We start from the raw sequence: 13,950 nt of genomic DNA, 5'->3' as shown, positions 1-13,950 counted from the left end.
AAACTTGTTATGACAAGACGATGTGCAGTCTAGTAGGACACCGCCTCGCTTCAAACCAAGTTTTTCTGCTATGTATTTCTCGTCCCGGAGTTAATCAGAACGCGTGCCGCAGTCCCACCATGCCGACGAACTGCGAAGGCCCTGAAGAGGGCGTCGCATTCTGCGAGTCGCCCACTACGGCCACCGCATCGATGATGCTCGTCGCGCCGCTGCCCGCCGCGGCGAGTGTCTTGCCGCGCGCGAGCTGATACGCCTCGAGCGCGTAAAGCGTGGTACGGCTCGACAGGCTGTAGGTCTGCTCGAGCGAGATCTGGTGATAGCGCGCGGGGTCGCTGACACCGTTTGCCTTGCTCGCTCGCGTATAGCTATAGCCGGCGCCCACAATCACGGCAGGCGTGATCCGGTAGGTCGAAATGACGCCGTAGGTGTTGAACACGCCTTCGCTCGCGAACAACGAGCCGTGGCCCGGCGCATATTGCACGTTCGAGTAGTTGATGCCGATCATCAGATCCTGCGCGGTATAGCGCGCTGCAGCCGCGAAGAGTTGTGCGCTGCGTGCGCTCGCGTAACCGCTATTCACCGGCGAGTTGATTGCGTAAGTGCCGAGCGCCGCACTCGTCGCGATATCTTTCAGCTTCACGTAGCCCGCGGCGATGGCGAACGGCTTGTAGTCGTAGCGCAATGCCGCGCTGAAGTGACTGCCGTTGGCGACGCTGCCGGGCACGCCGCCGAGTCCGTATTGCGCGCTGAACTGCAGACCGGAAAGTGTCGGAGATAGATAGGTTACCGAATTATTTAACCGGAGAGTCGTGTCGAGCGAGTCGATGTCGCCGGGATGCGCGCCCGTTGCACCCGTCAGTACGCCTGTCGGCCCCAGCGCGCCAACCATCTGGAAGTAGGGCGTGTACTGACGTCCGAGCGTCACCGTTCCGTAGCGGTCGTTGCTGAGGCCGACGTACGCCTGCCGGTTGAAAATAAAGCCCGAACTGCTTTGTGCGCCGGTCAGCGAGTTAAAGCCGCTTTCAAGCCGGAAAATTGCTTTCGTGCCGCCGCCGAGATCTTCCGCGCCGAGCAGTCCGAACTTGCTTGCCTGCAGATTGCCCTGACTCATATAGAAGTTCGCATGGCCGCGCTGATTGCTGACATAGGTGAACGCGTTGTCCACGACACCGTATAGCGTGACGCTGCTTTGCGCCGAAGCGCCACCGGATAGCAACGTGCCCGCGAGCGGCAGGCAGGACATGACGACCGCGCGGGTTCGCGCGCGCTTCAATGAGTTCATGGTTGGAAGTCTCCGATCCAGTTGTACGACGTTTTGTTGTTGAGCGCAATAGCGTGCGCTCAGGGCGCGGTGGAAATAGTCAGGCATCGCCAGCCATCGGCGCAGTGGTCGTTCAGCAGCGCTCCACGTTCGCAGGTGACCGCGCGCGTTTCGTGCATCGGCACGAACAGGCGGATTTCGCTCTGTGCATCCGGCATGGCACCTTCGCGTTCAATGGCAACGCGCAGCGCGTTCGCATCGCTCGCGATCGTCACGTTCCAGCGGCCTTGCGCACCTGAGCGCCAGGCTTCCGTTTCGCCGTCGTCCTCGATAGAGCCGCCGCGCGCCGTGCCAACGCCCGCATACGGCACAGCGATGAACGCGCGTTCGTCAGCAGGGCGGCCGAAGTGTTGTTCGGCGATGTTGAGCGCAATCACGCTGCCCTCGCGCAGCAACATGACGGGCTGATCGAACGGTGCGGGGAGCGTGACTGTCTGGCCGCCATCGAACGATTCGCCGCTCCAGTACGACACCCAGCGCATTCCTGCGGGCAGATAGACGTCGCGCGTCGATTGACCTGCGTCGACCACCGGCGCAACCAGCATCGACGAACCGAGCATCATGTCGTCGCCGTCGGCAAGGCAGCGCGCGTCGTGCGGAAACTCTGCGAACATGGGACGCAAAACGGGTTCGTATGCGCTGTGAGATTGCCAGAGCAACTCGTAAAGATACGGAATCAGCCGGTAGCGCAGCTTGATCAGGGCGGCGACCTGCTGCGTGACTTCCGGATACATCCACGGTTCGTTGACGGTGCCGTCGTCGTTCCACGAGTGAATGCTGAAGCGCGGCAGGAAGATGCCGAAAGCGACCCATCGCGCGAACAGTTCCGGACCGGGCGCGGGACCCGAGAATCCGCCGATGTCATGGCCGCTGTTCGACACGCCGGACATGGCGAGCCCGAGGCCCATCTTCAGATTGAATCGTAGCGTTTCCCATGACGTGTAGTTATCGCCCGACCACGTCTGCACGTAGCGATGCATGCCCACGCCGCCCGAACGCGACACCAGAAAAGGCCGGCGTTCAGGCGCGAATTCACGTTGCGCATCGCGCGAGGCACGCATCATCAACTGGGTTTGCAGCACCTTCGCCTGGTGGGCCGGATAGGCCTTGCCAAAACCGCACGCGATTGCATCGCGAGTCCAGACTTCGAACTCGTTGTTGTCGTTCCAGGTCGCGGCTATCCCGTGTTTCAGAAGGCTCTCTTTCACGCGTGACTTCCACCAGTCGATCGTGGCATGTTTGGTGAAGTCGAGATATGCGCCGACCTCGTCCCAGAACTGCACCCAGGCGGGCTCGCCGTCGCCCGATGCAATCAGCAGCCCTGCGCTCGCAGCCTCTTCGAACGCAGGGTGGTCTTGCAGCAGGCACGGCTTGATGTTCGCGCACAGGCGCACGCCGTGTTGGAGGTAGCCGTTCACGAAGCCGTCGATGTCCGGAAACTTCTCGTGGTTCCAGTTAAAGACGTAGCGTTTTGCACCGATCGATGTGTAGCCCGACGACAGGTGAAACGAATCGCACAACACGTCGTGCTCGTTGCATCCCTCAATGAATTCGCTCATGCGTTGCTGTGCATCGGGCGCGTCGGTGTAGCTCATCGTCGAACCGGAATAGCCCAGTCCCCATCTGGGCATCCAGGCGGGACGTCCGGTGAGCCACGTGAAGCGGCGTACCGCGTGCAAGGGCGTGTCCGCCGACGCGATGAAGTAATAGTCCAGGTCGCCATGCCCGGCGACGAAATGGCGATAGGGGCCGTGATAGTTATCGAGCTCGCGGCCCATATCAAAGCGGCAATCAGCGAGCGTGTCGTAAAAGAGCCCGAAACCTGTCGACGTTTGCGGCTGCCACGTCACGTAAAAGGGTATGTGTTTGTAGAGCGGATCGGTCGTGCGCGCGTTGTACCCCATCGCGTCGATGTTGCGCATCTCGTACGACTGATCCGCGCGATCGAGCGAGCCTGCGCGCTCGCCGAGGCCGACATACATCTCGTCTTTACGGCGCTCGATGTAGTGATACACGCGCTCGTCCCACCAGCCGAAGTTATACGACTGCGTCTTACGGTCGTTCATGACGCGATGCCACTCGGCGCCGCGCAGAATGTCCCACGCACAGAATCCACCGTCGAGCGTCACGCTCAGACGGATGCACGCCGTTTGCACGACGAGTTGCACGCCGTTGTTCGACAACTCGAAGGGCGGCGGTGCGAAGCCACTCATATCGCGGCGCTCGCGACCTTCGAGCGGCACGTCCACTGCGCCTGGCGCGATGGCCCACGTGCGCGGCCCATGCAGTTCACCATCGGGCAGCACTAGTACACGGATGATGTCTTCGGCGAGGACAAAGAGTTCGATCCGGCAATTTTCCGCTGCTTCCAGAACGATGTGATGGCCGGCGTGAGACGCCAGCGCAAACTGCGGCGGGCGCTTGAGATTCGTGATTGAACGCATGATAAGTTTTCGATGAAGTCATGCCGCCGCATTGGAAGCCGTGTCGGCCTCGCGCGGACGTGCGTCGCGCGAAACGCCGCGCATCAGGATGATCAGCAGCGTTGCGCCGATGATGTCGAAGGCGCCGAGCGCGCCAAAGAGCGGCGTGTAGCCGATGGTGTCCGCAAGCGCACCCACCAGCAGCGAAAAGCCGAGGCCGCCGATCCACGCGGCCATGCCTGCAAAGCCGGCGACGGTACCGACTTCGCTCGGGTCGAACACGTCGGCGGCGAGCGTGTTGACGAGCGCCGAGATCATCTGATGCGCGAAGCCTCCCACGCAGAAGAGCGCGATGGCTTCATACGGTGAAGCGACGAGACCGATGCATGCGGGCCCCAGCATCATCAGCGCGCCGAGCGCGACGCCCGCGACGCGCGACCAGACGAGCGGCACGCGCAGATGCTTCATCAGGAAGGGCGATAAGTAGCCGCCGAAGAGCCCGCCCAGATCGGCTGCGAGAAACGGCAGCCACGCGAACAGCGCGATCTGCTTCAGATCCATGTGACGCTGCGTGGCGAGATAAAGGGGAATCCAGAAACTGAATGTCTGCCATGCCGGTTCCGCGAAAAAGCGCGCTTGCGCGATAGCCCAGAAACGACGCGTGCGCAGCACTTCGCGGATGCTGCTGCGCCGTGGCGCGGGCGGCGTTTGTCCGCTGACGATGGTGTTGCGCTCGGCGTCGCCGATCCGCGCATGCTCGGTCGGCGAACGATACAGCGCGTACCAGGCGGCAGCCCACACGAAACCGAGCGCGCCCGTCACGGCGAACGCGCTTTGCCATCCATAGCGAAGCGACAGGAACACGACCAGTGGGGGAGCGAGCAGTGAACCGAGGGAAGTGCCCGCGTTGAAGTAGCCCACGGCGACCGATTTCTCGCGGTTCGGAAACCACTCGGCGACGACCTTCATGCCTGCCGGAATGGCGACCGCTTCGGTGAGGCCCATCAGGCCACGCAGCGCGGCGAGCGAAAACCAGCCGCTGGCGAAGCCATGCAGTACGCCCGTTAGCGACCACAGGCAGGCAAACAGCGCGAAGCCGAGGCGCAGACCGATCAGATCGATGATGAGCCCGCAGACTGGCTGCATCACGGTGTAACCCACCTGGAAGGCGCCGACGACATACGAGTACTGCTGAGTGCTCATGTGCATCAGCTTCATCAACTCGGGCGCCATCACGCCGAGCGCGTTGCGCGACAGGTAATTGACGATCGTCCCAGCACATACGAGGGCGATGATCCACCAGCGCAAACCAATGATTGTCTTCAAAGTCTGTCTCCATGCCCGCGTGTCCGCCGGCTGGCCGCTCGTGCGGCGATGCGCGAATTCGAACATTTAGCTGGCTTTAGTGTCAGTCATCGTATCACTACGCGTTTCGTTTGATACTAGGGAAAACCAGTGTTTGTGCCGCAATACTGCTTGAAATACGGGGATATGGTGCTTCACCGTACTGAATTTTGATGTGGAAGTCGGACGACTGCGCTGGCGATAAATCTTGGCTGAATGTTCTTTCGAACATGTAATGTTCATTCCCGGTCGGCGTTCGGACATAGGGGCGGGGGTGCCATGCCGCGCGCCGCGGCAATGTGCGGCGAGCGACTCTTACTTTCGTACCAGTTAGAAAACGTGCGTAAACGATTCGCCATCCTATGTAATTGGCAGACCCGTCCAACGGTACAGGAAAGGGCATGAGGAGTTCCTCGCCGTCACCGCCGCGTTTGTCTACCGAATAGCTGCAAATGTAACGGGACGTAACCTCCCGCGCTCGCTGCGATTTTATGCATCAGTTATTACAAAGCTGAAATACGCGGCTTGCCGCCTTGCGCTATATTTCCAGCAACAACACATTTGTTCCAAAGGATGATCCATGAAGTCCGCTCGTTTTGTTCCGCTACTGATTGGGGTGATCGCGTTGGGCGCGTCGGGTGCCGCAATGGCTGGCGGGCTCAACATCGGGGTCAACATCGGGATTCCCGCGCCGGTCTACGTCGCGCCGGCTCCTGTCTATGCGCCGCCCCCGCCGCCTCCGCCGCCTGTCGTATATCAGCCCGCGCCCGTGTACTACGGTGGTCCGGCCATCATCGTCGGCTGGCACGGCGACCGCTACTGGGACGGTCGCCGCTACTGGGCGCGCGAGGATTGGTATCGCCATCATCCGCCCGGCCGTTATGACTACGGCCGCGACCATTACGATCACCGCCGCGGCTGGCATTGATCAAGCGCTAAAAAACCGCCTGAAAATGGGCGGTTTTTTCATGCGCGCGAGCGCTACGATTTGCGCCGGTTTATTGGGTAGAATTCTTTCGCAACGCAACTACCCACTGATCACCAAGGCGCTTATGACAACAGGCTCGCGACGGCTTCCATCGCCTCGCGCACTTCGATGCAGCGTAACTTCCAGGCCCTCGCGTGTCGGTCCCGCGGTTGTCTCGCGTTCATGGCGTAGCGCCGGCGTCGCAATCCTGTGCGGCGCGCTGGCCGCCGCCGGTCTGTTCGCGGCGCCGCAAGCTCACGCGGTGTACGCGATCGCGCAGTACGGCGAGCCCAAATATTCCGCTGACTTCAAGCACTTCGACTACGTCAATCCGGATGCGCCGAAGGGCGGCACGCTCGTGCTGGCCAATCCGAGCCGCCTCACCAGCTTCGATAAATTCAACCCGTTCACTTTGCGCGGCAACACCGCGCCAGGCGTCGACCTGCTGTTTGAGAGCCTGACGACCGGCAGCAGTGACGAAGTGGCGTCCGCGTATGGACTGCTCGCCGATGACATTAAGATCGCGCCGGACGGCTTGTCGGCCACGTTCCATATCAACCCGCGTGCGCGTTTTTCGAACGCCGATCCCGTCACCGCCGACGACGTCAAATATTCGCTCGACACGTTGAAGAGTCCGCAGGCCGCGCCGCAATTCGCGTCGATCTTCGGCGAGATCATCCGCGCGGTGGTCGTCGATCAGCATACGGTCCGTTTCGAGTTTCACCAGCGCAATCGCGAGTTGCCGTTGCTGGCGGGCGGCATGCCGGTTTTCTCGCGTAAGTGGGGAATGAAGCCCGACGGCAGCCATATTCCATTCGACCAACTGGCGTTCGAAAAGCCGATCGGCAGCGGCCCATATCTGATCGAACGCTACGACAACGGCCGCACGATCACATACCGGCGCAACCCCGACTACTGGGGCGCGGCGCTGCCGGTGCGGGTCGGCATGTACAACTTCGAGCGCATCGTCTACAAGCTGTATTCGGATAGCGTCGCGCGGCTGGAGGCATTCAAGGCCGGCGAATACGATGCGCTCGTCGAATATGTCGCGCGTAATTGGGTACGTCGCGATGTCGGCAAGAAGTTCGATAGCGGCGAGTTGGTCAAGAAGGTGTTCCCGCAACACAACGGCACCGGCATGCAAGGCTTCATGCTGAACACGCGGCGGCCCTTGTTTCAAGATGTGCGCGTGCGCAAGGCGCTGGATCTCGCGCTTGATTTTCAATGGCTGAACCGGCAGTTGTTTTTCAATCAGTACACGCGTATCGACAGTTTCTTTGCCAACACCGACATGCAGGCGAAGGGGCTGCCTTCGCCGGGCGAACTGGCGCTGCTGGAGCCGTGGCGCGCGAAGCTCGATCCCGCGGTTTTCGGCCCGCCGCCGAAGCAGCCCGACACCGATCCGCCTGGGTCGTTGCGCGCAAATCTGCTGCAGGCGCGTGCGTTGTTGCAGCAGGCCGGATGGACCTACCGCGACGGCGCGTTGCGCAATGAGAAGGGCGAGCCATTCCAGTTCGAGATTCTTGACGACTCGGGGTCGGCCGCGCAGATGGAACCGATCGTCGCGACCTTTATCCGGAACCTGAGAAAGCTCGGGATAATCGCAACGTTTCGTGTGTCCGACTTCGCCGTGTATCAGAAGCGGCTCGACGCATATGATTTCGACACGACGACAATCCGCATGCCGGACGTGCAGGTACCCGGTTCGGAGCAGATCGAGCGATTCGGCAGTAAGGCCGCGGACACCAACGGGTCCGACAACATGATCGGGCTGAAGTCGCCCGCAGTCGATGCGATCCTGCGCGCGCTCGTGCAGGCGCAGACGCGCGAGCAACTGCTCGACGCCACGCACGCGCTCGACCGTGTGCTGATGCATGGCTACTATGTGGTGCCGCACTGGTACAGCGCGACGCATCGCGTGGCGTTCAAGCGCGGGCTCGCGTGGCCGGCGACGCTGCCTCTGTACTATGGCGCGGAAGGCTGGATCACGTCGACGTGGTGGTTCACGCAGCCGCAAGCAAGGACTGAGGCGCCGCCGCAGTAACCTGCCGCAGGTCACGCGCTATCGTCATTCACACACCGCCTTCGCAACGGAAACGCCTGCCATGTGGAGCTACATTCTCAAACGCCTGCTGCTGATGATCCCGACCTTGCTCGGCGTGCTGACGCTGACCTTCGCCGTGATCCAGTTCGTTCCCGGCGGCCCGGTCGAACAGATGCAGCACGAACTGCGCAAAGGCGCCGAAGGTGCGCCGCCGTTCGGTTTGCGCGCGCATAACGGCGTCGACGCGCAGCAGGTCGCACAACTCAAAGCACTATACGGGTTCGACAAACCGCCGCTCGAACGCTACGTGCTGATGCTCAAGCGCTTCTCGACGTTCGACCTGGGGCAGAGCTACTTCCGCCATCAGAGCGTGTGGTCGCTGATCGTGTCGAAGCTGCCGGTGTCGATCAGCATCGGCTTATGGACGTTCTTTCTCACGTATCTGATTTCGGTGCCGCTCGGCATTGCGAAAGCGGTGCGCAACGGTTCGCGCTTCGACCTCGCAACGAGCCTTGTCGTGCTGATCGGTTACGCGATTCCGGGCTTCGTGCTCGGCGTGCTGTTGCTCGTGTTGTTCGGCGGCGGCACGTTCCTGCAACTGTTTCCGTTGCGCAATCTCACGTCGGATAACTGGGCCCAATTGAGCGTCGCGGGGAAGATTCTGGATTACCTGTGGCATATCACATTGCCGATCACGGCGTCGGTGGTGGGCAGCTTCGCCGTGATCACGATGCTGACGAAGAACGCCTTCCTCGACGAGATCCGCAAGCAATACGTGCTGACCGCGCGCGCAAAAGGTCTCACCGAAAAACGCGTGCTGTGGAAGCACGTCTTTCGTAACGCGATGCTGCCGCTGATCGTCGGCTTTCCGGCGGCGTTTATCGGCGCATTTTTCACGGGCAGCCTGCTGATCGAGACGCTGTTTTCGCTCGACGGTCTCGGCTTGCTGTCGTATGAGTCGGTCGTGCGGCGCGATTATCCGGTCGTGCTCGGCACGCTGTATCTGTTCACGCTCATTGGTCTTGCCACCAAGCTGATTTCCGATCTTTGCTATGTGTGGGTCGATCCCCGCATCCAATTCGAACAACTGGAGCGCTGATGAATCGAGCCCGCCTTTCAGCCGATGCAACGGCGCGTGTGGAGTCCGCGCGCGCGTTCGTCTCGCCTTCGCCAGCGCGCCGTGTGTGGCAGCGGTTTCGCCAGCAGCGTCTTGGCTACTGGAGCCTGATCGTATTTGTTGCGGCCTTCGTGGCGAGCCTTGCCGGACCGCTGTGGTCGAACGACAAGCCGCTCGTGGTGCGCTACGACGGCCATTTGTATTTCCCGCTTTTCAAGACCTACGCGGAAACTACGTTCGGTGGCGATTTCCCAACGCCCGCGGATTACCTCGATCCGTATATCAAGCATCGTTTTGATGCGCCCGGCAACTTCGCCGTTTATCCGCCGAACCGTTACTACTACGACACGCTCAATTATTTTTCAAAAGCGCCGAATCCGGCGCCGCCGTCGCATGAAAACTGGCTCGGCACCGACGATCGCGGCCGCGATGTTTTCGCGCGTCTGCTCTATGGCTTTCGCGTTTCCGTGGAGTTCGGTCTCGTGCTGACTTTCATTGGAACGATACTCGGCATCGCTGCGGGTGCCGTGCAAGGTTATTTCGGAGGACGTATCGATATCGTGGGGCAACGTCTGATCGAAATCTGGAGCGCGCTGCCGGAGCTCTATCTGTTGATCATTTTCTCGTCCATCTTCGAGCCGGGTTTCATTCTGCTGATCGTGCTGCTGTCGCTGTTCGGCTGGATCGGGTTGTCCGATTACGTGCGCGCCGAGTTCTTGCGCAATCGTCAACAGGACTATGTGCGCGCGGCGAAAGCCATGGGCCTATCGAACTGGCAGATCATGTGGCGGCACGTGTTGCCCAATAGCCTGACGCCGGTGATCACATTCCTGCCGTTTCGCATGAGCGGCTCGATTCTCGCGCTGACCAGTCTCGACTTTCTCGGCCTCGGTGTGCCTTCGCCGACGCCGAGCCTCGGCGAATTACTCGCGCAGGGCAAGGCGAATCTGGATGCGTGGTGGATCTCGTTATCCACGTTTGGCGTGCTGGTCGCGATGCTGTTGCTGCTGACTTTCATGGGCGACGCGCTGCGAAATGCGCTCGATACGCGCATCTCCGATGCCATGCGCGCCGGAGGTAACCAGTGAGCGTTCAACGGCAAACACAAAGGCAAGGGCAGGCGCATAGCGGCGAGCAAGTGGGAAACCCGGCACCGCTATTGGAACTGGATCACCTGCACGTGAGCTTCGGCGATACCGTCGCGGTGAGCGACGTCACGTTGGCAATCCAGCGCGGCGAGCGCATTGCGCTGGTCGGCGAATCGGGCTCGGGCAAAAGTGTGACCGCGCTGTCGATCTTGCGTCTGTTGAGCGACGCGCAGGTGAGCGGCTCGATCCGTTTCGACGGTGAGGATCTGCTTGCCAAAAGCGAGCGCGAGATGCGCGGCATGCGCGGCTCGGACATCGCGATGATCTTTCAGGAGCCGATGACCGCGCTCAATCCGCTCTATACGGTCGGCGACCAGATTGCGGAAACCATCGTCATGCATGACGGCGTGCCGGCGGCGGAGGCGCGCAAACGTGCGGTCGCGCTGCTGGGGCGCACGGGTATTACGGAGCCGGGCAAGCGCGTGAACAGCTATCCGCATCAGCTTTCGGGCGGACAGCGGCAGCGCGCGATGATCGCGATGGCGCTTGCCTGCCGTCCCCGTCTTTTGCTCGCCGACGAACCGACCACGGCGCTCGATGTGACGATTCGCGCGCAGATCGTCGAACTGCTGCTCGAACTGCAACGCGACGAAGCCGAAAAGCGCGGCATGGCCGTGCTGCTGATCACGCACGACCTGAACCTCGTGCGCCATTTCGCGCAGCGCATCGCGGTGATGGAGAGGGGCGCGCTCGTCGAAAGCGGGCCGGTCGAGCAGGTGTTCGAGTCGCCGCAGCATCCGTATACGCAGCGGCTGCTGGAGAGCCGGCCGCAGCGCACGGTGGTGCCGGTGCTGCCTATTTCGCCGGTGCTGCTGCAAGCTCGCGACGTATCCGTCGATTTCAAAACGAAGTTGCCGGGTTTCGACGGCTGGTTCCGCTCCGGGCGTTTTCGCGCGGTCGCGGACGCGAGTGTCTCGGTGCGCCAGGGCGAGACGCTGGGCATCGTCGGTGAATCGGGTTCGGGGAAGTCGACGCTCGCGATGGCCTTGCTCGGCCTGCAGCGCACGGCGCACGGCGAGATCGAATTTCAGGGCAGGGCGCTCGGCAGCTATCGCGGCGCGGAGCAGACGGCGTTGCGCTCGAACATGCAGGTCGTGTTTCAGGACCCGTTTAGCTCGCTTTCGCCTCGCCAGACGATCGAGCGGATCGTCGGCGAAGGGCTTGCGCTGCACCGGCCGCAGATGTCGCCACAAGCGCGGCGCGACAAGGTGGTGGCCGTGCTGCGCGAGGTCGGGCTCGACCGTACGGCGCTGCTGCGCTATCCGCATGAGTTTTCGGGCGGGCAACGTCAGCGGATCGCCATTGCGCGGGCGCTTGTGCTCGAGCCGCGCATTCTGATTCTCGACGAACCGACCAGCGCGCTTGACGTGTCGATCCAGCAGCAAGTTCTGAAACTGCTCGCCGGGTTGCAACAGAAGTACAACCTGGGCTTCGTTTTCATCAGCCACGACCTCGCCGTGATCGGGGCAATGGCGCATCGCGTCGCGGTGATGCAAAACGGTTCTATCGTCGAAAGCGGAGACGTTGAGCAAATCTTTGCCATGCCGTCGCACCCCTATACCCGAAAGCTACTGAAAGCGGCATTGGACCGTTGATTTTTCACCCTTTCACCAATTGGGTGCGTCTCTCGATTGTATTTTTCTATTTGTTTTGACACATGAATACTTACTGGCTAGTATCGACCAAACTTTTTTCCGTAGACCCCTGATTCTTTAGCAAAAAATACCGACCAATGCAGCACAGAAACCTGACCCAGGCTTGCACGCGCGTCGTCGCCGGGATGTTCATTGGCGTCTTGATGGCAGCAGCTCCCGGCGCTTTCGCCGACGAAGTAAGCAGTTTCAATCAGAATGCCTCATATTCGCCCGCCAGCGTGGCGAATTCCTCGTCTTCGAACCCTCAATCGCTCACCGGCAGTAGCGATAGCGGCGCCAAGTCGTTCCTTTCCGGCATGGCCGGCAAAGCGGGCGATGTGGTCGTCGGCGCGCTGAACATGATCGGCGTTCGCTACCGCTGGGGCGGCAACACGCCCGACTCGGGGCTTGATTGCAGCGGTTTCGTCCGCTACGTGTTCCAGGACACGCTGGGCATGGCGCTGCCGCGCCGCGCCGAGGAAATGAGCCGCGTCGGGGAGAAGGTTCGCGTCAGCGACCTGAAGCCGGGCGATCTCGTGTTCTTCAACACCATGCGCCGCACGTTCTCGCACGTCGGCATTTATATCGGCGACAACAAGTTCGTGCATTCGCCTTCCACGGGCAGCACGATCCGGGTCGACGATATGGATAGCGGCTACTGGGAAAAGCGTTTCACCGGTGCACGGCGGGTCGAGACGTCGTACCAGGACGGCGAAGATCTGCGCAAGCGCGTGAATGCCACGATCGGCGGCAATAACTGATTTTTGCTGGGCCGGCGGTTCGGGCACAAAGCAAAAAGCCTGCTTCGTTTGAAGCAGGCTTTTTTGCGTTCCCGGCGAGTCTATTCTCCCGGCGGCGCTGAGCCGCCCAAGCCGTTCCCAAGCTTCCCAAGCTTCCCAAGCTTCCCAAGCTTCCCAAGCTTCCCAAGCCTCGCAAGCCTCCCAAGCCTCCTAAGCCGCGGCGCGGCTCGCGGCCAGCTTGCGCTGTAACTCCGGCATGATCTTCGCGACCGCTTCTTCGCCGGCCAGAATCGCGGCGTTGCGCTGCGAGAAATCGCTGCCGCTCATGGCCGCCAGATTCGGCTTGATGACGATGTCGGCGTATTTGTCGAGTTCGTAGGCCTTGATCGTCTGGCCCATGATCGTGAAAGTCTGCATGAGCACGTCGAACGAACTGGCCGTGAGGCCGCTTTCGGGGCTCTGCGAGATGTCCACGGCGATCACGAAGTCCGCGCCCATTTTGTGCGCGAACGATGCCGGCACCGGGCTCACGAGACCGCCGTCGACATATTCGTGGCCGCCGATTTTCACCGGCTCGAAAATCGACGGCACACTGCACGACGCCCGCACCGCGACGCCGGTATTGCCGCGCTGAAACAGGATCGGCTGGCCGGTCCTCAGGTCGGTGGCGACCACGCCAAGCGGCTTGACCATCTTTTCGATCGGGCGATTGTTGAGGGTGGTGTTCAGATAGTTCTGCAGCGCGATGCCTTGCAGAAAGCCGCGCGTGCGAAACGGCATGGCCCAGTCGCTGATCGACGCTTCGTCCATGTTCAGCGCGAGCTTGTTCAGCGCGAAGCCGTTCATGCCCGACGCGTAGAGCGCGCCAACCACCGACCCGGCGCTCGTGCCGGCCACGAGGTCCACCTGGATGTTGCGTGCCTCGAGCGCCTTGATCACGCCGATATGCGCGAAGCCGCGCGCCGCGCCGCCGCCTAACGCGAGCGCGACGCGGATCGGCCGCTGCGGCTTGTCGAGTGGCGGTGTGCCGTTAGTGGGCGTGGCCGCGGACGTGTTCGGCGACGACACGCCGTCGATTTTGCTGCCGGCCGTAGTGCAGGCGGCTAGCACCGCTGAGGCGGCCGCGAGCGAGAAATTGCGACGGCCGGGACGAAGCGACGAAGGTTTCAACGAGTTCTCCAGCAACGGCGTGTGCGGCGCAATCGGCGCCGT

General features: G+C 61.6%; 10 protein-coding genes. 6 read left to right on the top strand and 4 right to left on the bottom strand.

All coding sequences use genetic code 11. The annotated features are described in order from the left end of the window. Nucleotides 1-94 precede the first annotated feature (94 nt). The 3 genes from C0Z16_RS20605 to C0Z16_RS20595 are packed head-to-tail and all read right to left on the bottom strand — an operon-like array spanning nt 95 to nt 5,070. Nucleotides 95-1,282 carry a porin gene (locus C0Z16_RS20605; RefSeq protein ID WP_102633942.1) on the bottom strand — a complete coding sequence of 396 codons (1,188 nt, stop codon included), beginning with the start codon at nt 1,280-1,282 and terminating at the stop codon, nt 95-97. Between the two features lie 59 nt (nt 1,283-1,341). Further along, a complete protein-coding gene (locus C0Z16_RS20600; RefSeq protein ID WP_102633941.1) occupies nt 1,342-3,765 on the bottom strand; it encodes a glycoside hydrolase family 31 protein in 2,424 nt (807 codons plus the stop codon). Nucleotides 3,766-3,783: 18 nt separating this feature from the next. After that, complete coding sequence (locus tag C0Z16_RS20595; protein ID WP_102633986.1) at nt 3,784-5,070, bottom strand: MFS transporter; 1,287 nt, start codon at nt 5,068-5,070, stop codon at nt 3,784-3,786. A 598-nt stretch (nt 5,071-5,668) separates the two neighbouring features. Between C0Z16_RS20595 and C0Z16_RS20590 the strand changes: the two genes are divergently transcribed. The 6 genes from C0Z16_RS20590 (at nt 5,669) to C0Z16_RS20565 (ending at nt 12,759) form a co-directional block, all read left to right on the top strand. Beyond that, nucleotides 5,669-6,016, top strand: coding sequence for a hypothetical protein (locus tag C0Z16_RS20590; RefSeq protein WP_102633940.1), 348 nt, complete (start codon nt 5,669-5,671; stop codon nt 6,014-6,016). A gap of 124 nt (nt 6,017-6,140) precedes the next feature. After that, nucleotides 6,141-8,099, top strand: a complete 1,959-nt coding sequence (locus C0Z16_RS20585) for an extracellular solute-binding protein (RefSeq protein WP_102633985.1) — start codon at nt 6,141-6,143, stop codon at nt 8,097-8,099. 61 nt (nt 8,100-8,160) lie between these two features. Then, entirely contained in the window at nt 8,161-9,198 is a 1,038-nt protein-coding gene (locus C0Z16_RS20580; protein WP_102633939.1) for a microcin C ABC transporter permease YejB, read from the top strand. Continuing rightward, complete coding sequence (locus C0Z16_RS20575) at nt 9,198-10,304, top strand: ABC transporter permease (protein WP_102633938.1); 1,107 nt, start codon at nt 9,198-9,200, stop codon at nt 10,302-10,304. Before C0Z16_RS20580 ends, C0Z16_RS20575 begins: the two co-directional genes overlap by 1 nt. Nucleotides 10,305-10,354: 50 nt before the next feature. Continuing rightward, on the top strand, nt 10,355-11,959 hold the full coding sequence (locus C0Z16_RS20570) for an ABC transporter ATP-binding protein (RefSeq protein WP_102633984.1): 1,605 nt from the start codon (nt 10,355-10,357) through the stop codon (nt 11,957-11,959). A 137-nt stretch (nt 11,960-12,096) separates the two neighbouring features. Then, the gene (locus C0Z16_RS20565; RefSeq protein ID WP_102633937.1) at nt 12,097-12,759 is read left to right on the top strand and encodes a C40 family peptidase; all 663 of its coding nucleotides are present in this window, start codon (nt 12,097-12,099) and stop codon (nt 12,757-12,759) included. A gap of 189 nt (nt 12,760-12,948) precedes the next feature. Here C0Z16_RS20565 and C0Z16_RS20555 read toward each other — a convergent pair whose 3' ends face one another. Further along, a complete protein-coding gene (locus C0Z16_RS20555; RefSeq protein WP_102633983.1) occupies nt 12,949-13,908 on the bottom strand; it encodes a patatin-like phospholipase family protein in 960 nt (319 codons plus the stop codon). Between the last annotated feature and the right edge of the window lie 42 nt (nt 13,909-13,950).

This window comes from Paraburkholderia rhynchosiae, assembly GCF_002879865.1.
Lineage (GTDB): Bacteria > Pseudomonadota > Gammaproteobacteria > Burkholderiales > Burkholderiaceae > Paraburkholderia > Paraburkholderia rhynchosiae.
This window is presented reverse-complemented; position numbering and strand designations above follow the sequence as displayed.